16 protein-coding genes and 1 tRNA gene are annotated in these 19,862 nt (G+C 74.2%); 5 read left to right on the top strand and 12 right to left on the bottom strand.

Features of this window, described 5'->3' with window-relative positions; translation table 11 throughout:
* Positions 1-174: 174 nt before the first annotated feature.
* The 4 genes from BUE48_RS07300 to BUE48_RS07285 all read right to left on the bottom strand — a co-directional run bounded on the left by BUE48_RS07300 (position 175) and on the right by BUE48_RS07285 (position 5,119).
* Entirely contained in the window at positions 175-1,527 is a 1,353-nt protein-coding gene (locus BUE48_RS07300; protein ID WP_012851845.1) for an AAA family ATPase, read from the bottom strand.
* Entirely contained in the window at positions 1,524-3,020 is a 1,497-nt protein-coding gene (locus tag BUE48_RS07295; RefSeq protein ID WP_012851844.1) for a hypothetical protein, read from the bottom strand. Before BUE48_RS07295 ends, BUE48_RS07300 begins: the two co-directional genes overlap by 4 nt.
* Positions 3,017-4,225, bottom strand: a complete 1,209-nt coding sequence (locus tag BUE48_RS07290; protein ID WP_012851843.1) for a hypothetical protein — start codon at positions 4,223-4,225, stop codon at positions 3,017-3,019. Before BUE48_RS07290 ends, BUE48_RS07295 begins: the two co-directional genes overlap by 4 nt.
* A 78-nt stretch (positions 4,226-4,303) precedes the next feature.
* A complete protein-coding gene (locus tag BUE48_RS07285; RefSeq protein WP_286989412.1) occupies positions 4,304-5,119 on the bottom strand; it encodes a hypothetical protein in 816 nt (271 codons plus the stop codon).
* Between the two features lie 143 nt (positions 5,120-5,262).
* Here BUE48_RS07285 and BUE48_RS07280 point away from each other — a divergent pair.
* The 3 genes from BUE48_RS07280 to BUE48_RS07270 all read left to right on the top strand — a co-directional run bounded on the left by BUE48_RS07280 (position 5,263) and on the right by BUE48_RS07270 (position 8,043).
* Positions 5,263-5,335 (top strand) — tRNA-Pro (locus BUE48_RS07280).
* A gap of 148 nt (positions 5,336-5,483) precedes the next feature.
* On the top strand, positions 5,484-6,680 hold the full coding sequence (locus BUE48_RS07275) for a hypothetical protein (RefSeq protein WP_286989410.1): 1,197 nt from the start codon (positions 5,484-5,486) through the stop codon (positions 6,678-6,680).
* A 94-nt stretch (positions 6,681-6,774) separates the two neighbouring features.
* Positions 6,775-8,043, top strand: coding sequence for a PucR family transcriptional regulator (locus BUE48_RS07270; protein ID WP_012851840.1), 1,269 nt, complete (start codon positions 6,775-6,777; stop codon positions 8,041-8,043).
* A 118-nt stretch (positions 8,044-8,161) separates the two neighbouring features.
* On the opposite strand, the gene BUE48_RS07265 is transcribed toward BUE48_RS07270, so the two are convergent.
* The 6 genes from BUE48_RS07265 to BUE48_RS07240 form a co-directional block, all read right to left on the bottom strand.
* A complete protein-coding gene (locus BUE48_RS07265; RefSeq protein WP_286989407.1) occupies positions 8,162-9,265 on the bottom strand; it encodes an acyl-CoA dehydrogenase family protein in 1,104 nt (367 codons plus the stop codon).
* Between the two features lie 28 nt (positions 9,266-9,293).
* Positions 9,294-10,487 carry an acyl-CoA dehydrogenase family protein gene (locus BUE48_RS07260; RefSeq protein WP_286989406.1) on the bottom strand — a complete coding sequence of 398 codons (1,194 nt, stop codon included), beginning with the start codon at positions 10,485-10,487 and terminating at the stop codon, positions 9,294-9,296.
* Position 10,488: 1 nt separating this feature from the next.
* Positions 10,489-10,941 carry a MaoC family dehydratase gene (locus BUE48_RS07255; RefSeq protein ID WP_012851837.1) on the bottom strand — a complete coding sequence of 151 codons (453 nt, stop codon included), beginning with the start codon at positions 10,939-10,941 and terminating at the stop codon, positions 10,489-10,491.
* Between the two features lie 27 nt (positions 10,942-10,968).
* The gene (gene fabG / locus BUE48_RS07250) at positions 10,969-11,730 is read right to left on the bottom strand and encodes a 3-oxoacyl-ACP reductase FabG (protein ID WP_012851836.1); all 762 of its coding nucleotides are present in this window, start codon (positions 11,728-11,730) and stop codon (positions 10,969-10,971) included.
* 43 nt (positions 11,731-11,773) lie between these two features.
* On the bottom strand, positions 11,774-12,994 hold the full coding sequence (locus BUE48_RS07245; protein ID WP_012851835.1) for an acetyl-CoA C-acetyltransferase: 1,221 nt from the start codon (positions 12,992-12,994) through the stop codon (positions 11,774-11,776).
* A 397-nt stretch (positions 12,995-13,391) separates the two neighbouring features.
* Complete coding sequence (locus BUE48_RS07240; RefSeq protein WP_012851834.1) at positions 13,392-13,958, bottom strand: TetR/AcrR family transcriptional regulator C-terminal domain-containing protein; 567 nt, start codon at positions 13,956-13,958, stop codon at positions 13,392-13,394.
* 325 nt (positions 13,959-14,283) lie between these two features.
* Between BUE48_RS07240 and BUE48_RS07235 the strand changes: the two genes are divergently transcribed.
* The gene (locus BUE48_RS07235; RefSeq protein ID WP_012851833.1) at positions 14,284-15,624 is read left to right on the top strand and encodes an FAD-dependent oxidoreductase; all 1,341 of its coding nucleotides are present in this window, start codon (positions 14,284-14,286) and stop codon (positions 15,622-15,624) included.
* A 4-nt stretch (positions 15,625-15,628) separates the two neighbouring features.
* Positions 15,629-16,168 (top strand): hypothetical protein, encoded by a 540-nt coding sequence (locus BUE48_RS07230; protein ID WP_286989404.1) that lies wholly within the window; start codon positions 15,629-15,631, stop codon positions 16,166-16,168.
* Here BUE48_RS07230 and BUE48_RS07225 read toward each other — a convergent pair.
* Together BUE48_RS07225 and BUE48_RS07220 are read right to left on the bottom strand one after the other, a co-directional pair.
* The gene (locus BUE48_RS07225; RefSeq protein WP_286989403.1) at positions 16,122-19,031 is read right to left on the bottom strand and encodes an AfsR/SARP family transcriptional regulator; all 2,910 of its coding nucleotides are present in this window, start codon (positions 19,029-19,031) and stop codon (positions 16,122-16,124) included. The two genes, BUE48_RS07230 and BUE48_RS07225, sit on opposite strands and share 47 nt — an antisense overlap.
* 286 nt (positions 19,032-19,317) lie before the next feature.
* On the bottom strand, positions 19,318-19,767 hold the full coding sequence (locus tag BUE48_RS07220; RefSeq protein ID WP_286989402.1) for a lamin tail domain-containing protein: 450 nt from the start codon (positions 19,765-19,767) through the stop codon (positions 19,318-19,320).
* Between the last annotated feature and the right edge of the window lie 95 nt (positions 19,768-19,862).

Here is a 19,862-nt window from a genome sequence, read left to right as displayed (position 1 = left end):
TGCCTCATGCTGCTGCCCATGCTCGGTGGGCCCGGTGAGTGGCGAACAGCGCCGATCGTGGCCATGTCGCCGCCATCTGCCCCGGAAAGACGGTCCCATCGCGACGCCCCGGCGGCGCCCTTTCCGTGCTGCGCCTGCCCCTGCCGGCACGCCGGGCAGCCGTCCCGGGCTCCCTCACCCGGTGACGGCGGTCTTGTAGGGCTCCAGGTGGGCCAGGAGGGTGTGGTGGGCCTCCCAGCCGTCGGGGAACTTGACGGGGACGTTGAGGTGGACGGGGTCGTCGACGGGGTGGGCGTCCAGCAGGTCGGGGATGCCGGCGCGGGCGACGACCACGCAGGCGTGGCGGTGCCGGGAGGTCAGCACGCACAGCCGGCCCGCCTCCAGGTGGAAGGCGGTGGCGTCGCGGCGGCCCGACAGGGGGTGCACCACGACGACCACCTCGAACTCCCGGCCTTGGAGGCGGTTGGCGGTGTCGACGACGATCTCCTCGGCGCCCGCCACGCCGGTGCCGGCTAGGGCGCGGCGCACCTGGTCGGCCTGATCGCGATGGACGACGCCGACGGCGATGTCGGCGGGGGTCAGCGCCCGGCCGTCCGGATGGTGCTCGCATCGTTCCACGGTGCCGCGGGCCAGGAAGCGGGCGGCCAGTGCGGCGGCGGCACCGCAGACCTGCGGATCGGTGCGCTGGGTGTGGCGGGCGGGCAGCTCGTGCAGCGCCCAGCCGTGGCGGCGGGCCGTCTCCAAGGTCTCATCCAGCGCAGAGCCGATGCCGGCGACGGTGAACTCCAGGCGGCGCTCCTCTTCGGCGGTCCCGGCGGCGAACCCGGTGTAGGGGTAGAAGGCCGGGGACACCAGCGCGGCCGCCGAGGGCGGCAGCCGCCACGACACCGGCAGGCGGCGCTGGACGACCGTGTCGGCGTTGTGGTTGAGCAGCACGTCGACGGCGTTCAGGCGGGGGTCGTAGGCCAGCCCGGCCCACCGGTCGGTCTCCACCACCGCGAACGGGTCGAGCTGGCCGGGGTCGCCGACGAACAGGGCGCGGTCGAACTGGGGGGCCACCAGCAGCAGCGCGTCCGAGCGCATCTGGTAGGCCTCGTCCACGATCGCCCACCGACGGTGGTGGCCCTCGACGGTGGCCCACTTGGCGGCGGTGCCCAGCGTGATGTGGCAGTCGTCCAGTTCGGCCGGTTTGGTGGCGACGCGGACCGCGGCCGAGCCGAGCAGCGGGCCGCGGTAGTCGGTGCTGCTGAGCCGGCCGATGCGCAGCGCGGGCGCCTCGGCGGCCAGCCGGGAGGCCAGGTCGTCGACCTGGTTGTTGGTCTGCGCGACGATCATGATCTGCTCGCCGGCCGCCACCAGGGCGCGAGCGGCGCGGCGGACCAGGGTGGACTTGCCGGCGCCGGGCGGGGAGTCCACGACCACACCGCGCCCGGCCCCCGGGGCGGTGAGGGCGGCCAGGTCGTCCAGGATGGCGCGGACCGCGGCCTCGGAGGCGGCGGAGGCGTCGGGAAGGTCGGTGGCTGTCATGGCTCCTCGGGCTGCGGGACGTCACCCGGCTGGGACGGCGGGCCGCCGTGGGTCCACGGCGTCTCCTCGGCGGCGGGGTACTTGGGGCTGCCCCGCCAGCTGGGCACGGGGGTGTAGCAGACCGTCTCCCCTATGTCGGGCACCACGTCCGGCGGCAGCTCCTTTCTGTTGCCCATGCCCGACACCAGTTCCAAAAGGATCAGGTGCGCCTGCGGCCCGTCCGGGGTGACCTGGCAGATGCGGACGGTCTTGCCCGGGTGCCGGGGGCTGGCCAGCGTGCGGGTGGTGTCATAGGGCGGCGGGTCCTCGGTGCGGACGGTGAAGCGGGGGCGGCGGACGGGTCTGCCGGTGGGGCTCTGCCCGAGGTGCTCCAGGTCCCGGTCGACCACCACGCCGCCGAACGCCTCCCCGGTGGTGCGGCGCTCGGCGAGGACGAACGGGTCGTCCAGCGCCCGCTGGTCGTCGAACAGCTGCTGGGCGCGTTCCAGGGAGGCCAGCCGGATGGCGGCGTCCACGGCCCGGTCGTGGATCGGCTGGGGCGGGCCGCCGTCGCGGATGTGCTGGGACATGGCGGTGAAGCGCAGCCGGTCGTCCTCCCAGCGGCGCAGGCAGCCGGCCGCCTCGGGGATGGCGCGCAGCAGCTCCAGCCCGTCCCAGATCCGCTGCCAGGTGGGGGCGAGCTGGCCCGCCACGGCCTGGCGCAGCCGGGCGGCGGCCTGGCGGGCGGCCTCCTCGTCCCCGGCGGCGACGGCCTCGTCGTAGGCCTGCATCGCCGGTTGCAGTTCCACCTCATCGAAGGTGGGGTCGGTGGCCGGGCCGGCGGGCGGGAAGTCCACCGGGTTCTCGGCGGCCAGCGCGGCCCGGGCGCCGTCCAGGCCGTCCGGCGGGTCGATCCAGGCCAGCAGTTTGGCGAGGTTGGCGTCCTCCAGCCGGCTCTGCCCGGTGGCCCAGTGGGCGGTCAGCTGCTCGGTGAGCGTCAGCAGCAGCGAAGAGCCGGGGTATTCGGCGCGTTCGGTGAAGAAGGTCAGCCACTGGCCCAGGTGCGCCACGGCCTGGTCGCCGCCGTCTTCGCCGGGGCGCTGGAAGCGGGTGGCGCGGCCCATCAGGCGCAGGTAGTCGGCGGTGGGCCGGTTGGCCACCACCAGCTGCGGGGCGTCGGTGCAGATCGGCTGGGCGGGCCTGGTGCGGGTCGCCGGCAGCTCCTGCCGGTCGTCTTCGCAGCGGGCGATGTGGGCCAGCACGACGGCGGCCAGCTCGCGGTAGAACTCCTGCCGCAGGTCGCGGTTGCGGGGCTGGGGGACGGTGAGCGTCACCGCCTCATCCCGGCGGGTGCCCGCCATGCACGCCAGGGGGGCGGTGGCCTCCCCCGACAGGTTCAGCACGACCAGGACCAGCGGCTCGTCCGTCAGGTGGTGGTGGCGGACCCGGCACAGCGGTTCGGCCCTGCCCTGCCGGGCGGCGCGCAGGCGGGCCAGGGCGGCCAGAGTGCTCATGCCGCTCCCCCGGCCGACCGGGCGGGAGGCCGCTCGGCGCGCTCCCCGGCGGGTTCGGTGCCGGGACGCGACGGCCTGGCCGGCTCTCCGGCCAGTTCGGCGCGCAGCCGTTCGGCGTGCCGCAGCGCCCGGGCGATGTCGGCCTGTTCCTCGGTGGGGGCGCGGGTGCCCTCGGCCAGCGCCAGGGCGGCCTCGACGGTGTCGATGCCGCCCAGCACGTCCGCCACGTCCGGGCCGAACACATCGAGGGAGCCGCGCTCGCGCGCCTCGCTGCGGCACAGCCCGGCCAGCTCGCAGCGGGCGATGCAGCCGGGCCGGTAGCGGGACGGGACCTGCCGCAGGTGGGCGGTCAGTTCTTCGGGCGGACGGGTGGGCCGGCCGCACTCGTCGGGGGCCAGGTCGAAGGTCAGCCCCGGCGGCAGCGGCTCCAGCAGCTCCTCCACCCGGCGCATGCGCCGCAGCTGCCGCCGGATCGTCGCGATCTGCTTGCGGGCGTCCACCTGCGTGGCGGTCGGCGTGTTGCCGAAGTTCTTCGGCGTCACCAGCACCACCGAGGTGGCGACGACGTCGGGGTCGACGCCGTGCTCGGCGAACATCTCCTGCAGCGCCACCACGTAGACGGCGGCCTGCTTGACGGCCGCGGCGGCGTGCTCGGGGTCGGCCCGGCCGTCGATGACCGGGAACGATTTGATCTCCACCACGTGGAAGCGGCCGGCGGCCTTGAGGGCCACCAGGTCCGGTTCCAGGTAGACGGGGACGCCGCCGATCTGCAGCCGCAGCAGCGGGTGGTCGAACAATGTGCCCGGCTCCCTGCCGGCGGCGGCCGCCAGCAGCCGCCGGCAGGTGTTGCGGTGGCGCAGCTCGCGGCCGGTGTTGTCGCCGACCGTCTCCAGCGGGACGTAGGCGACTTCTTCCAGCGGCAGTTCCAGCTCCTGCCGCAGCAGGGCGAGCAGCAGCGCCGCGCCGTTGTCCTTGAGCCGCCGTTCGAAGTCGCGTCCGCGGGCCAGGGCGAACGGCGACATGCCGAACTGCCAGGGGTGGCCGGCCCGGCGGGCGATCTTGCCCTTGTCGGCGCCGCAGGCGTCCAGCAGCGCCCGGCGGGCGCAGCCGGGGTTGGCGCTGAGCCCGGCCAGGGTGCGGGCGTCGTGGTTCACCGGCGGTGCGGCGCCCCGGAGCGCGGCCAGGCGGGCGGCGGCAGAGTCCACAGCGAAAACCCTGTTCAGTACGCGATGACGGTCGTCAGGTTGCGGGCGGTCACCGGGCCGGCCTGCCGGAAGGCCCGGTCAGCGTCCCATGGTGGCGCGGCCCGGCACGGGAGCGAGCCGGATTCCGAAAAGCCGCTCCGTGTCGCCGAGGCGGCGGGCGCGTTCGGCGGCGGCCGCGCGTTCCCGCCGGTCGGTCTCGGCGTGGATCGCCAGCTCGGTCTCGGCGGCCCGGGCCACCTGCTCGGGGTCGGCGCGGGCGGCGCCGCGGGCGGGGGGCGGCAGGGCGTCGGGAATGCCGGCGGCGAGCTCCTGCAGCAGCCGCTCGGCCCGCGCCCTGGCCTGCGGCGGCCAGGGCCTGCCCGCCCTGCGGCGGGCGAGGACCTCGGTGGAGATCCGCACCGCGGCGGTCAGGAAGTCCACCCGGGGGCTGTGCGGGCCGATGATCCGCCGCTCCAGCGGCCAGGTGCTCACCGTCAGCAGCCCCCGCGCCGGGGCCAGCAGGTCGGCGGTCAGCGCCGGGCACAGGTAGTAGGGGCGGGCGCCGGGGGCCGACCGGTAGGAGCGCTCCTCGTCCCGCCGCAGGTTCCACAGCCGGGAGGCCGGCAGGTCGCCGGGGAAGAAGGCGCCGTGCACGGCGCTGATGAGCCTGGGCGCGGCGGCCACCCCCAGCAGCGTCAGCACCCGGTGCGCCTGCTCGCGGGCGGGCAGCCGCCTGGGGGCCTTGCGCTCGGCCGGGGCGGCGAGCTCCTCCCATTCCCGCTCGGTGCGGCGCAGCTCGGCCCGCAACCTGCGGGCCCGTGCCGAGTCCCGCTGCACCAGCGCCGCCCGGAGCGCGCGCCGCAGGGAGGCCATGCGCTCTTCGAGCTCCTCCAGGGCCGCCTCGTCGTCGCGCACGGCCGCAGGCTACCAAGCCGTTGCGACATTCCCGCCGGGCCCGATTTTCTCTTCGCTTCGCCATCTGGGCCATTGCGCCAATTCCATTGCATCGCGTCTTCCATTGCATCGCGTCGGCACCGGTTTTTACGCCGTGCCGACGACAGCGTGTAGCTCAGTAGCCAGAGCGCCGGGCTTGGGACCCGGAGGGCGCGGGGGCGGAACCCGCCACGCTGGCTATGGGCGACTTCACCGGCGGCGCCCCGCGGGCGCAGGCGAACCCCGGCTACGCCGCCGGGCAGATGGCCAAGGCGTTCCTCACCGCGGCCGTTCACGAGGACGAGCAGACCCGGCGCCGGGCTGCCGAGCGGCCGGCGCGCTGGAGGTGCTGGAGGAGATCGGGCCGTTCGCCGACCGGCTGCGTTTCCTGCCCCGGCCCTCCGGGGCGCCGCAGAAGGCGTCCCTGACGCAGCGCTGGACGGTCGGGCAGGTGCGCGAGCGGCTGGCGGCGCGGCGGCCCAGCGCGGCGGTCGCGGCGATGAACGAGGCGCTGACGGTGTGGAATCTGTTCGCCGACGAGCTGCTGGCGCACTGGCTGGAGACCGTCCGGGACGGCCGGGTGCACGCGGCGGAGCCCGAGGGGTGGCGGCGGCGCGGCGCCGAGCTGCTGGCGCGCTACCGCCGGCTGGCCGCCGAGCACACCTTGTGCACCAAGCACCGCAACCCCAAGGAGAACCTGGCGATCTTGCGCACGGCGCTGCAGGACGTGCTGGAGGGCCGCCGGCCGTCCCGGCTGCTACAGCACGCCGTGGACTCGATGGTCGCCAAGCGCGCCCGGCCCGGCTCGCCCGAGCACCGCGCGCTGAGCGCCCGGCAGGCGGGCCTTGCGGTGCCGCTGGTGGAGGAACTGGCCGCCGACATTTTCATGGGCTCCTTCTCGGCCAAGTTCCGCGACGCCGCACTGCCGGCCGCCGACGTGATGGAGGGCGGCCTCTACGCGCGGTACTGCGGCATCGACTACACCGCGGTCCGCGACCTGGCCGACGCTCCGCTCGGCGAGCGGTTCGGCACGCGCGTCTGCGAGGGCTTCACCGCGCTGTGCCGGCGGCGCGCCGGCATCCGGGAGAGGCGGTGGTCGGTGCCGTCCAACGGCATGCTGATCGAGCAGGCGCAGATCCTGACCACGCACAACCTGGCCGCGCTGGTCCGCCCGATCGGCCTCTCCCCCTCCCCCGGCCGGCCCGACCCGGCCCGCCGCGCCTTCGAAGGGGTCTGCCGCCAGGTCGGGCGCGTGTTCGGCAATCCGCGTCCGCTGCGGGCCGTCAAGGACGCCGCCTACGCCTGGCGGCAGACGCTGTTCTCCATGTCGCTGTGCACCCCGGCGGAACAGGACGCCCTGGCCGCCTGGATGCAGGAGGAGCTCCGGCGGCGCCCGGCGCAGACCATCATCCGCCTGAACCCGGTGCTCGCCGGTTTGCGCCACGTCCTGGCCGGCGGCGACCTGGACGACGGCTCCGCCCCCGCCGCCCGCCGCTTCCTGGGCTGGCAGGAGGGCGGGCACTGGATGCGGACGGGCGGCTGAGGCGCCGCAAATCGTCTTCGCCGCAACTCGGGGCGGTTGTGCTCCGTCACAGGGAGGTTTGGCGGATCCGGAAGGCGGTGGCATGCTCGCTTGAGTGCGTCACAGGGAGGGGTCCGCCGGGGAGGCCGTGCGGCCGCCGCGGATCCCGCGGCTGGATCCGGAGACCGAACGCGCCATCGCCCGGGCGTTTTCGCTGCTGCTGCCGCAGGTGGACCGGATCGCCGAGGAGATCACCCGGGTGCTGCTGGAGACCGACCCCTACTGGCGCGAGCAGTCCCCCCAGTTGCAGGCCGACCAGCGCCGCACCACCCGGGAGCACGTGCGGCGCGGCATTCAGGCCATGGCGGGGCTGGCGCCGCCGGAGGAGCACCCGGTGGAGCTGTGGCGGGAGACCGGGCGGACCCGGGCCCGCCAGGGGGTGCCGCTGGACCGGGTGCTCAACGCCTACAACCTGGGCGCCCGCACCCTGTGGGAGGCGCTGCTGCGGCTGCGCTGGGACCACAAGGTCGACATCGACGAGCATCTGCTGCTGCTGGCCGGGCAGCGGCTGTGGACGGCGCTGGATGTGCAGAACGCCACGCTGGTGGAGGCCTACCGGCGGGAGAGCGCCCGGCTGCAGCGCCGCGACCTGCAGCGGCAGCAGAACTTCCTGGACGGGCTGGTGGACGGGCGCGGCACCGACCCGCAGTTCTCCAAGGAGGCGCGTGAGGCGCTGGGGGTGGCGCCGGGCGACCCGGTGGCGTGCGTGGTGGCGCTGCTGGAGGAGCCGCACGACGATCCGCTGCGCGCGCCCCAGGACGGGCTGGAGAGGCTGGGCGTCTCCTCGCACTGGCATGTGCGCGGCGGCACCTACTTCGGGCTGGTCTGCCACGGCGGGTTCACCGTGGACGAGCTGGTGGAGGCGCTGCGGCCGGGAGTGGCGGGCCGGGTCGGCGTGGCGGCGGCCCACGACGGCGTGGCCGGGTTCGCCACCGCCTACCGGCTGGCCGCCCGCGCCGCCGAGTCGCTGCCGCGCGGCTCCCAGCGGATCGTCACCGTCGCCGAGCGGCTTCCGGAGGTGCTGGTGGCCGGCAGCCCGGAGGTGGTGCCGGTGCTGGTGCGGGAGACGGTCGGGCCGCTGCTGGCCCTGCCGCCGGCGCAAAAGGACATGCTGTTGCGCACGCTGGCGGCGCTGCTGGCGCACAACGGGTCGGCGACCCAGGCCGCGCAGGTGCTGTTCTGCCACCGCAACACGGTGCTCTACCGGGCCAAGCAGATCGAGGCGCTCACCGGCCGCGACCTGCAGAACGCCCGCGACCGGCTGGAGCTGTCCCTGGGGATGATCGCCGCAGGTCACGACCCGGGCGAGCAGCCCCCGTCCTGACCGCCGGGGCGAAGTCGTCCGGTTCGAGCGCCCCTGCCCCAGAACGCGCCCGGCGCATTCCGGGGCAGGACGCAGCCGGGCGGCCCGCCGAGGCCGGCGGGCCGCCACGAGCAGGGTCTCAGGCCGCGGGCAGGTCGACCAGGTCCGCCAGGCGGGCGTGGTGGGCGCCCGGGGTGCCGAAGGCGAGCTGGTCGGCCTTGGCGCGCTTGAGGTACAGGTGCGCCGGGTGCTCCCAGGTCATGCCGATGCCGCCGTGCAGCTGGATGCACTCTTCGGCGGCCAGCACCGCCGCGTCGGCGCAGTAGGCCTGGGCCAGCGAGGCGGCGACCGGACGGTCGGGGTCGTCGGCGGCCAGTGCCGCGGCGGCGTACCGGGCGGCGGCGCGGGCCGACTCGACCATCACATACAGGTCGGCCAGGCGGTGCTTGAGGGCCTGGAAGCCGCCGACGATCCGGCCGAACTGGCGGCGGACCTTCAGGTAGGCCACGGTGGTGTCCAGGCACCACTGGGCCACGCCGAGCTGCTCGGAGGCCATCAGCGCGGCCCCGGTCTCCAGCGCGGCGCGCACCGCCCGCTCGGCGGCCTCCCCTTCGGCCACCGCGTCGGCCGGCGCCCCGGTCACGTCCACGTCGGCGATCTGCCGGGTCATGTCCAGGGAGGTCAGCGGTGTGATGCGGGCCGCCTCGGCGGGCACCCGGTGCAGCTGCAGGCCGCCTTCGGTGCGGACGGGCACCAGCAGCACGTCGGCCTCCAGGGCGCCGGCCACGCTGGTGGCCGTCCCCTGCAGCGCGCCGCCATCTGCGGTCACCGCCGGGATCGGCCCGTCAGGGGAGGTGGTCAGCGGCACCGCCAGCGCCGCGGTCTGCTCCCCGGCGGCCAGCGGCCCCAGCAGTTTTCCGGCCCCGGCCTCCACCAGCGCGGTGGTGGCGACGACGGCGCTGGTCAAAAACGGCACGGGGGCGACGAAGCGGCCCAGTTCCTCCAGCACCACCGACGCCTCGCGGGCCGAGGCGCCGGCGCCGCCGTGCTCCTCGGGCACCAGCAGGGCGGCCAGCCCCAGTTCACCGGCCAGGGCCTGCCACAGCTCCCGCTGCCCGGCGTCCCCGCCGTCGTAGAGGGCGACCACCTTCTCGGGGGCGCACCGCTTGGCCAGCAGGGAGCGGACGCTGTCGCGCACCGACTCTTCGACGTCGGTGTACAACAGGTTGAGATCCTCGCTCATGCCTTCTCCTCACTTGCCTGCGGTGCGGTCACCGGGGCAGGTCCTTCCATGGGACGTTCTTGTCGACGCGCGGCTCGGGGGGCAGGCCCAGCACGCGTTCGGCGACGATGTTGCGCAGGATCTCCGAGGTGCCGCCCTCGATGGAGTTGCCCTTGGCGCGCAGGTACCGGTAGCCGGCGTCCTTGCCGGTGAAGACGACGATGTCGGGGCGCTTCATCGTCCAGTCGCCATAGCGCAGCCCTTCCTCGCCGAGCAGTTCGATCTCCAGGCCGGAGAGCTGCTGGGACAGCCGGGCGAAGGTGAGCTTGGACGCCGACCCCTCGGGGCCGGGCTGCCCGGCGGCCAGCTTCTGCCGCAGCCGCTTGCCGGTCAGGCGGGCCACCTCGGCCTCCACCCACAGCCGCATCAGCCGGGCGTGCAGGTCGGGGCGGCGCAGCTCGGGCCGGCGCCGCCAGGTGTCGGCGACGACCCCGATCATGCCGCCTTCGCGGGGGATGTCGCCGCCGCCGATGGCGACCCGCTCGTTCATCAGCGTGGCGGTGGCCACCTGCCAGCCCTGCCCGCGCTCGCCCAGCCGGTGCTCGTCGGGGATGCGCACGTCGGTCAGGAAGACCTCGTTGAACTCCGCCTCCCCGGTGATCTGCCGCAGCGGCCGGACCTCCACGCCCGGGTCGCGCATGTCGCACAGGAAGTACGTCATGCCGCGGTGCTTGGGCGCCTCGGGGTCGGTGCGGGCCACCAGGATCCCCCAGTGGGCCTTGTGGGCGCCGGAGGTCCACACCTTCTGCCCGTTGACCACCCAGTACTCGCCGTCCCACTCGGCCCGGGTGGCGAGCGCGGCCAGGTCCGAGCCGGCGCCCGGTTCGCTGAACAGCTGGCACCAGATCTCCTCGCCCGTCCACAGCGGGCGCAGGAAGCGTTTCTTCTGCTCCTCGGTGCCGTAGGCGAGGATGGTCGGGGCGGCCATGCCCAGCCCGATGCCGTTGCGGCGCGGGTCGTTGTCGGGGGCGCCGGCCTCGGCCAGCAGGCGGTCCACGTGGGCCTGCAGCTCCCGGGGCAGGCCCAGCCCGCCCAGCCCTTCGGGGAAGTGCACCCAGGCCAGCCCGGCGTCGAAGCGGGCGCGCAGGAACTCCAGCCGGTCGGTGCGGGCCGGGTCGTATTCGGCCAGCAGCTTCTCGACCCGCCGGGTGAGGTCTTTGATCATCTCTTCGGTACCGGTCATCTCAGGCCACCAGTAGCGACAGCGATTCGGCCACGCAGGCGGGCTTGTCGCCGCCTTCGCGTTCGACCGTGACCTTGACCTTGACGCGGGTGCCGGCGGGGGTGTGGGTCAGCTCCAGCAGCTCCACGCCCGCCCGCAGCCGGGAGCCGACCGGCACCGGGGAGGGGAAGCGGACCTTGTCGCAGCCGTAGTTGATGCCCATCTTCAGGCCGTCCACCCGGTAGACCTGCTGCACCAGCTTCGGCAGCAGGGACAGGGTCAGGTACCCGTGGGCGATGGTGGTGCCGAAGGGGCCCGCCTTGGCCTTTTCGGTGTCCACGTGGATCCACTGGTGGTCGCCGGTGGCCTCGGCGAACTTGTCGATCTGCTCTTGGGTGACGGTGTGCCAGTCGCTGTATCCCAGGTGCGTGCCGACTGCCTTTTCCAGTTCGGCGACGCCGTTGAAAACCTTCACGGTGTGTATCTCCTCCCCCTGCTCCGGTCAGCCGCGCGGTCCGCCCGCCACATAGAGGACCTGACCGGAGACGAACCCGGCTCCTTCGCTGACGAAGAAGGACACCGCGTGCGCGATGTCCTCGGGGCGCCCGGTGCGCTGGACCGGGATCTGCTTGGCCGCGGCCGCCTTGAACTCCTCGAACGGCACGCCGACGCGGGCGGCGGTGGCGGCGGTCATCTCGGTCTCGATGAAGCCCGGGGCGATGGCGTTGGCGGTGATGCCGAACTTGCCCAGCTCGATCGCGAGGGTCTTGGTGAAGCCCTGCAGGCCGGCCTTGGCGGCCGAGTAGTTGGCCTGGCCGCGGTTGCCCAGGGCCGAGGTGGACGACAGGTTGACGATGCGGCCCCACTTGGCCTCGGTCATGTACTTCTGCGCCGCCCGGGTCATCAGGAACGCCCCGCGCAGGTGCACGGCCATCACCGCGTCCCAGTCGTCGGTGCTCATCTTGAACAGCAGGTTGTCGCGGATGATCCCGGCGTTGTTGACCAGGACGAGCGGCGGGCCGAGCTCGGCGGCCACGCGTTCGACGGCGGCGGTGACGGCCTGCTCGTCGGCCACGTCGCAGCCGACCGCCAGCGCCCGGCCCCCGGCCGCCTCGATCTCGGCGACGACCGGCTTGCAGGCGTCCTCGGCCAGGTCGAGCACGGCCACCGCCAGCCCGTCACCGGCCAGCCGTTTGGCCACCGCGGCGCCGATGCCCCGCGCCGCGCCGGTCACGATGGCGGTACGGGATGCCTGCTGGGTCATGAATGTCCTCCTCGTGGTCTGTTCAGCGGACGTTCCCGGGCCGTCACGACAGCCGTTCCAGCACCATCGCCATGCCCTGGCCGCCGCCGACGCACATGGTCTCCAGGCCGTACTGCTTGTCGTGGAACTGCAGCGAGTTGATGAGGGTGGTGGTGATGCGGGCGCCGGTCATGCCGAACGGGTGGCCGACGGCGATGGCGCCGCCGTTGACGTTCAGCTTGTCGATGTCGATGCCCAGCTCCCGGTAGCAGGGGATGACCTGGGCGGCGAACGCCTCGTTGATCTCCACCAGGTCGATGTCGTCGATGGTCATCCCGGCGCGGCGCAGCGCCTGCCGGGACGCCTCGACGGGGCCGAGCCCCATGATCTCCGGGGACAGGCCGGAGACGCCGGTGGAGACGATCCGGGCCAGCGGGGTGATGCCCAGCTCGCGGGCCTTGGTGTCGGACATGATCACCAGGGCGGCGGCGCCGTCGTTGAGCGGGCAGCAGTTGCCGGCGGTGACCGTGCCGTCGGGGCGGAAGGCCGGCTTGAGGGCGGCGACCTTCTCCAGCGTGGTGCCCGGGCGGGGTCCGTCGTCGGCGCTGACCACCGTGCCGTCCGGCAGCGTGACGGGGGTGATCTCGCGCGCCCAAAAGCCGTTGGCGATGGCCTTTTCGGCCAGGTTCTGGCTGCGCACGCCGAACTCGTCCTGCTCGCGCCGGCTGATGCCCATCAGCTGCGCCACGTTCTCGGCGGTCTGCCCCATGGCGATGTAGACGTCCGGCAACTCGCCGCGCTCCCGCGGATCGCTCCACTGGCCGCCGCGGCCCTCGGTGAACTCCGCGGTGCGGGCGCGGGCATCGGCGAAGACCGGGTTGTGAGTGTCGGGCATGCCGTCGGCGCGTCCCTTGCCGTAGCGGCTGACGGTCTCCACGCCCGCGGAGATGAACACATCCCCCTCCCCGGCCTTGATGGCGTGGAAGGCCATGCGGGTGGTCTGCAGGCTGGAGGAGCAGTACCGGTTGACGGTCGTGCCGGGCAGGTGGTCGTAGCCGAGCAGCACCGCCACCACCCGGGCGAGGTTGTAGCCGGATTCACCGGCCGGCTGGCCGCAGCCCAGCATCAGGTCGTCGATGTCGGCCGGGTCCAGTTGCGGGACCTTCTCCAGGGCGGCGCGCACCATCTGCGCCGCCAGATCGTCCGGCCTCATCTCCTTCAACGACCCTTTGCCGGCGCGTCCGATGGGCGAACGCACAGCCGAGACGATCACTGCTTCAGGCATGACGGTCCTTGTCCTCGTGACGGCCGGGTGGCCGGTACCCGCTTGCAAAGTGGTCACCGGCTGCCACCGCGCGCCCTGACCGCGGCGGGTTTTGTGCGAACGCCCCCGCGCCCGGCCGGAAAACCGGTGAATGACGCCGATGGCACACGCCGGAGGATCTCACTGTCTGCACAAATTAGCCAGATCTCACAAGTCGTTCGATGCGGTTCGCACCACGAACTTTGTGCAGAACGCCCATGTCAGAAGGGGTGCACCCGGCCAAGGGTGGGCACCGTCCCAATATGGGAGGGAATCTGCTGGGGAAAATTCCCAATTGCCGAATCAGCGGGACGCCCGCGCTCAATGACGCGAAGGCGTCATGTCATTCACCAAGAGTGAGCGCGCCGGGCCGGGCGGGTCAGGAGTTCAGGCGGAGGCCGCCGACCAGGCCGTCGGCGTACTCCTCGGGGGACGGCTGGTCCTCCCGGCCCATCAGGAGCCGGTTGAAGGCATATCCCAGGCAGCCGTTGAGCAGCGTCCGGGCGGCGGCCAGGACGTCCACCCGCGCGCCGAGGCGGCCCAGCTCCCGCTCCCGGTTCAGGTAGCAGGCGACCGCCTTTTCGGCCTGCTGCTGGCCGATGCCGCGCGAGCGCATCATCTCCCGGTACTGGACGAGCTGGGCGGGGTCGGCCAGCACCGACGCCTTGGACGGCAGGAGGGCCTCATAGAAGTCGATGGTCGCCTGGGCGATCAGGACCAGGTTCTTGTGGACGTCGGCCCGGCCGGCGTTGCCCAGGATCTCTTCCATCGTCCTGACGTAGACCGGCAGGCGGTCCTGCAGCAGCGACAGGTGGACGTCCAGATGGGAGCGGCCGGCCGAACGCATGGGGAACCGGGTGTCGCTGGCCGCCTCCACCACGCGGCGGCGCACATCGTCCGCCGGGCGACGGGACGGGTCGGCAGAGCACTCCCGATCGGAATACATGGCCCTCCACGACTGCGAGGAGACGTCACGTCGCACCCTGCGCGGAACGGCCCGGCACGCCTGCGAAACCGCATCCCGCTCCGCACGGGGAGTCCCCAAGCGTAAGCGGTCCGGCGGCGCCTCAGGCGAACAGTTCACGAAAAGTTCTCACTCTTCTTGGCGCCCCGGCCGGCCGGGCGTCCTGCGCGCGGTGCGCTTGGAGGGCGGATGCGGCCGGGGCAAGCAGGTTCCAAGTCCCCGCCAAGACACCGGGAGCACCCTGGTCATCGCAGGGCCCGGCGCCTGGGTGAGGGATGCGGCGCCAGGGCCGGTGGAGGGGATCGTCATGACGGAAATCGACCGCGGCGGGCATGCCGTCGTCATCGGGGCGGGCATCGCCGGCCTGCTGGCCGCCCGGGTGCTGGCGGAGCGTTTCGCCCGCGTCAGCGTCATCGACCGCGGCGAGCCGGCCGGTGCGTCCGCGGCGCGGGACCGCCACGCCCACCTGCTGCCGTCGCGGGGCTGCGAGGCGCTGGAGGGGCTGTTTCCCGGGCTGATCGGCGAACTGGCCGCCCTGGGCGCCGCCCGTTGTGATCTGCAGGGCGACTGCGCCTGGTACCACGGCGGGCGGCGGCTGCACCCGGCGCCTTCGCGGCTGCGCGGGCTGGCCGTCAGCCGGCCGCGGCTGCGGGAGGCGATCTGCGCCCGGGTGGAGGCCCTGCCGGGCGTGCGGATCCGCTTCCGCTGCGAAGCGGTGGGGCTGCTGCCGGAGGCCGGCGGGGTGCGCGTGCAGACGGCCGGCGGCCGCGCGGAGATCCCGGCCGACCTGGTGGTGAACGCCTCCGGGCGGGACGACCCCGGCATCGCCTGGCTGCGGGAACTGGGCTGCGCGCCGCCCGTGCAGGAGCACGCGGGCCCCGGGCCGGTCTGCGTGTCCCGCGAGTACCGCGCCCATCCCGGCGACGCCGACGCCGATGTGATCGCGGTCATGCCGGGGGCGGAGCCCCGCGGCGGGCTTGCGACCCGGGCCGAGGGCGGACGCTGGCTGATCACCGTGCTGGGCGCGGGCGAGGACGCGCTCTGCGCCGACCCGGACGCCTACGAGGCGTTCGCCGCCCGGCTGCCGATTCCCGACATTCACCGGCTCATGCTCAAACTGGACCCGGTCGGCCCGCCCCAGCTGACGCGCCCGGCCGCCGGGGTCCGCCGCCGCTACGAGCGCCTGCGCCACCTTCCCGGCCGGTATGTGGCGGTCGGCGATGCACTGTGCCATTTCGGTCCTTGTTCCTGGTATGACGTGACCGTGGCGGCCTGCCAGGCGCTGGTGCTGCGGGAGGCGCTGCGGGAGGGGACCGCCGATGCGGCCCGCCGGTTCTTCGCCAAGGCCGCCGAGGTCATCGACGCCCCCTGGGCGCTCGTGACCAAAGGCTCGTGGCTGGGGTGCAGCACGCCGCCCCGCCTGCGCAACGCCTATTTCGACCGGCTGCACGCGGCGGCCGAGGCCGACCCGGTGGTCGGCGACGCCGTCTTGCGCGTGGCCGCCCTGGCCGCTCCCCCGCGGCGGCTGCTCGCCCCGGGCATGCTGGCCCGCGTGCTGCGCCGCCGTCCCGAATGGGCCCTGCCGGTCCACCCGTGCCCGGTGCCGGCCGAGGACATGCTGCCGCTGCTGCCCGGGCAGGAGGGCTGAGCCGATGCGCGCAGCGGACACCGGCATGCAGGTCGCGGCGGCCGCTCGGGCCCAGCCGGCCACCGTTTACGCGGACGCGGTGCTGCGGGAGGCGGCGGCGCTGCTCGCCGACCTGTATGCGGCCGGGGACGGGCACGGCATCGCGCCGGGCGACTGGGACGGCCTGGGCGCGGACCTGCCCGGCCTCGCCCTGCGGGCCGTCGCCGGCCGGCACCGCCGGGCCCGCTCGGCGTCCCGGGTGCGGGCCGGGCGGGAGCGCATGGCGGAGGCGCTGGCCGCGGCCGGGATCGCACCGGTGGGCGTCTACCAGGGGCGCCTGGTGCTGCCCCGGCTGGCGGCCACCCCGCCGTGGGGGTGGTCGGGGGAGGCGGCGCTGACGGTGGGCTGCTACGCCGGCGACGGCGGCTGGACGCTGGAGCTGGCGCAGGAGCGCACCCCCGTGATCGACGTGGTGGCCCCTTCGGAGACGGCGGTCGCCGAGCTGGTGGCCGACGTCCTCACCGGGCGCCGGGCCGACCCGCCGCTGCGGTCGTTTCGGCGATGAGATCGGCCAGCAGGGCGGAGACCTCCCGGCGGGACATGCGGCGGCCGCGGGCCAGGTGCCGCCGGTACTCGTGGGCGGGCAGCGCCCGGCGGACGGCGGCGGAGGTGCGGGGGCCGTCCAGCGGGTCCATCTTCTCCGGGGAGAAGCCGACCTGCCGGCCGATGCCCTCCACCGCGCCCACCAGCACGGCGGCGGACTCGGGGCGTCCGGTCAGCACCAGCGCGTGGGCGGCGGTGTGCAGCAGCACCAGCCAGGAGGTCACATCCACGTCGCGTTCGGAGATGTCGAGCAGGCCCTTGGCCAGCTCCAGGGTGCGGGGGCCGTCGCCGCGGTCCAGCGCGGCCTTCATGGCGGCCCACAGCGCCGAACCGACCGACCAGCCGTGACCGCAGGCCTGCGCGACCGCGATCGCCTCTTCCAGCACCTGCGGCGCGGACGGGTCCCCCGCCAGGCGCGCCATCATGCCCTGCACCATCAGCGCCTCGGCGACCAGCCATTCTTCGGTGGTGGCGCGGGCCCGTTCCACGGCGGTGCGGCTCAGTTCGGCGACATCCAGCGGCACTCCGGCCAGCGCGCCCATGTAGACGCGGTAGATGTCGGTGAGCGCCTCGGTGATGCGGTCCCCCGCCGCGCGGGCCTCCTGCCCGGCGGTCAGCGCGGCCTCGTAGGCGTCCCGCACCTGGCCGTTCAGGTACAGCAGCCCGCCCAGGCCCACGCGGGCGCGCGCCCGCAGCCCCGGGTCGGCGTCGGGCACGGCGGCCAGCGCCTCCGACAGCCAGGACAGGCCCTCGGCGATGTGCCCTTTGCGGTAGCAGAACCAGTACATCGCCGCGCCCAGCCGCAGCATGTACTCCCCGTCCCCGGCGGCGGCCGCCGAGGCGAACGCCGCCCGGATCTCCGCCAGGTCCCCGCTCAACTGGGCCAGCAGGTCGGCTCCCTGCGGGCCGCGCAGCCGGCGGTCGGCGGCCTCGGCGCGGGCCAGCACCCAGGCGCGGTGGCGTTCGCGGGCCGCCTCCAGTTCGGCGGGGTCCAGTTTCCGCAGCGCGTACTGGCGCAGCGTCTCCAGCATGCGGTAGCGGCGGGGGGCGCTGCCGGGCTCGACGGTCAGCAGCGACTTGCGGACCAGCGCCGACAGCGGCGGCAGCACCGGGGTGACGCCGGCGACCGCCCCGGCCGCCTCCAGGTCGAAGCCCCCGGCGAACACCCCCAGCCGGTGGAACAGCCGCCGCTCGGCCGGTTCCAGCAGCTGGTGGCTCCAGGCGACGGCCTCCTCCAGGGTGCGGTGCCGGGACGGGCCGCCGGCCGCGCCGCCGACCAGCACCGCGAAACGGTCGGCCAGCGCGTCGGCGACCTGGTCGATGGACAGCACCCGGCACTGGGCCGCGGCCAGCTCGATGGCCAGCGGAATGCCGTCCAGCTCGGCGCACAACCGCACGATGCGGGCCTGCTCGGCCTCGTCGGGACTCCAGCCGGGCAGCACGGCGGCGGCCCGGCGGCGGAACAGCTCGGCGGCGTCCCCGGCGGGCTCCAGCGGCGGCACCTCATAGACCGCCTCGCCCGCCACGCCCAGCGGCTCGCGGGAGGTGGCCAGCACCCGCAGCCCGCCGCAGCGCGCCAGCAGCGCACCGACCAGTTCGGCGGCGCCCCGCAGCAGGTGCTCGCAGTTGTCCAGCAGCAGCACCAGTTCCCGGCCGGCCAGCACCGCGGCCAGCTGGTCGGGGGTGCTCACCCCCGGGATGCCCAGCGCGGCGGCGACCGCGGCGGCCAGCAGCGTCTCCTCCTGCAGCCCGGCCAGCTCCACCAGCCAGGGGCCGTCGGGGTCGCTTCGCCGCCGGGCGGCCTCCAGCGCCAGCCGGGTCTTGCCCACCCCGCCCGTCCCGGTCAAGGTGACCAGGCGGTGCTCGGCCAGCAGGCGGCCGGTCATGGCCAGCTCTTCGGTCCGGCCGACGAAGGCCGACAGCGCGAACGGCAGGTTCCCGCCGGTTCGCGCCGGTTCCGGCCGCAGTGCCGGCGTCCATTGCGCGGGCGGCTCCGCGGGGGGCGGGACGGGCTCCGCCGCGGGCGGCCTGCCGGGCGGGACCGCGCCGTGCCGGGGGGCCGGGTCGAGGCCGGGGTCCTGGGTCAGCATCGCCGTCTCCAGGGCGCGCAGCGCCGGTCCCGGTTCGATGCCCAGTTCGTCGGCCAGGCGGCGGCGGACGGTCCGCAGGGCGGCCAGTGCGTCGGCCTGGCGGCCGGAGCGATACAGCGCCAGCGCCAGCAGTTCCCAGCCGCGTTCCCGCAGTGGATGCTCGGCGACCTGGGCCTCCAGCAGGCCCACGGCCGTCGCGTGCCGGCCCAGCTCGATCATGGCGGCCACGCGGTCGTCCTGGACGCCGGCCCGCAGGTCCTCCAGGCGTGCGATCTCGGGGATGGCGAACCCGGCGTCGGTGAACTCGGCGTAGGCGGGTCCCTGCCACAGGTCGAGGGCGCGGCCGAGCAGCTCTTCGGCCTGGGCCGCCGCACCGGCCTCCAGTGCCCGCCGTCCCCGCGCGGCCAGGTCGGTGAAGCGTTCGGCGTCCAGCTGGTCGGGGGTGATCCGCAGCGCGTATCCCGGGCCTTCCCGCACCAGCAGCCGGGCGGGTGCGCGCGCCGGGCGGTCCGGTTCCAGGGCGCGGCGCAGCTCGGAGACATAGGCGTGCAGGGTGGTCGGCGAGGGCGGCGGGGACCCCTCCCAGACCGCGGAGACGATCTGTTCGGCCGACACGATCCTGCCCCGCGCGATCAGCAGCACCGCCAGCACCGCCCGCTGCCGGAGCCCGCCGAGCCTCACCGGCCGTCCGCCCAGGTCCGCTTTGAGCGGCCCGAGCACTTGAAAACGCACCACCGCAAACCCCACCCCTGGCCCGCGAAAGGGCCGATACGAGGGTAAAGCCAAGAGGATAAGAGGCGGCGCGTCGCTCAACAATCGGCGGGCCTAAAAGGGGTGCGGCATCGATGGGGGCGCGGCCCGCGCCGCCTGCGTCCCGGCGGCGCGGGCCGCGCCCGCGGTGAACCTCTTCAAGCCGTCCCTGCAGGTCACGGCCTGCGGGGACGGCCCAGTGCCGGGCATCGCCGAGCCCTTTGGCTCCCGGCGCTCAAGGACGCGTGCTGAAAAGGTTCGGCGAAGGCGGTCAGCAGTACTTGTGGCCGCTGCCCTTCTTGCTCCAGGAGCAGGAGTCGGCCAGGGAGCCGCTCGGGCGGCGCAGGTAGGCGGTGTCGCCGGTGTTGTTCCACACGTACCAGCGGCGGCCCCAGTAACGGTTGGCGGAGGTGTTCTTGCCCCTGCCGGTGCGGACCTTCACGGTCTTCTTGGGGCCCAGCTTGAACGAGCCGAAGGTGTAGGTGTAGCCGGTCCTGTCGTGGATCCGCCAGCCCTTGAGCTGCCGGGTCTTGGTGCCCCGGTTGATGATCTGCACCCACTCGGCGTTGAGGGAGCTGTTGGAGCCGGTGTCCTTGCCGGGCGAGTCGTAGTAGACCCGGTAGATCTGCACGGGCCCGGCTGCCTCGGCGGTGGTGGGAGTCAAGATCACGGCGGCCGCGGCGCACAGGGCCGCACCTGAGGCAACGATTCGGTTTCGCATGATGCAGAGATTGATACCACACTCCAGATCTTCTTGTGAAGATTTAGTTCACAAAGATCACTTCCCATCCAAGGTGTTCACAGCATGTCATCCGG

The sequence above is a fragment of the Thermomonospora sp. CIF 1 genome (assembly GCF_001896795.1).
Classification (GTDB): domain Bacteria; phylum Actinomycetota; class Actinomycetes; order Streptosporangiales; family Streptosporangiaceae; genus Thermomonospora; species Thermomonospora curvata.
This window is presented reverse-complemented; position numbering and strand designations above follow the sequence as displayed.

Excerpts from the sequence above, each read along its gene's own strand:
- BUE48_RS07265 (WP_286989407.1), bottom strand. The coding sequence starts at position 9,265 with ATGAGCGAGGATCTCAACCTGTTGTACACCGACGTCGAAGAGTCGGTG.
- BUE48_RS07300 (WP_012851845.1), bottom strand. The coding sequence starts at position 1,527 with ATGACAGCCACCGACCTTCCCGACGCCTCCGCCGCCTCCGAGGCCGCG.
- BUE48_RS07295 (WP_012851844.1), bottom strand. The coding sequence starts at position 3,020 with ATGAGCACTCTGGCCGCCCTGGCCCGCCTGCGCGCCGCCCGGCAGGGC.
- BUE48_RS07235 (WP_012851833.1), top strand. The coding sequence starts at position 14,284 with ATGACGGAAATCGACCGCGGCGGGCATGCCGTCGTCATCGGGGCGGGC.
- BUE48_RS07240 (WP_012851834.1), bottom strand. The coding sequence starts at position 13,958 with ATGTATTCCGATCGGGAGTGCTCTGCCGACCCGTCCCGTCGCCCGGCG.
- BUE48_RS07245 (WP_012851835.1), bottom strand. The coding sequence starts at position 12,994 with ATGCCTGAAGCAGTGATCGTCTCGGCTGTGCGTTCGCCCATCGGACGC.
- BUE48_RS07220 (WP_286989402.1), bottom strand. The coding sequence starts at position 19,767 with ATGCGAAACCGAATCGTTGCCTCAGGTGCGGCCCTGTGCGCCGCGGCC.
- fabG (WP_012851836.1), bottom strand. The coding sequence starts at position 11,730 with ATGACCCAGCAGGCATCCCGTACCGCCATCGTGACCGGCGCGGCGCGG.
- BUE48_RS07260 (WP_286989406.1), bottom strand. The coding sequence starts at position 10,487 with ATGACCGGTACCGAAGAGATGATCAAAGACCTCACCCGGCGGGTCGAG.
- BUE48_RS07230 (WP_286989404.1), top strand. The coding sequence starts at position 15,629 with ATGCGCGCAGCGGACACCGGCATGCAGGTCGCGGCGGCCGCTCGGGCC.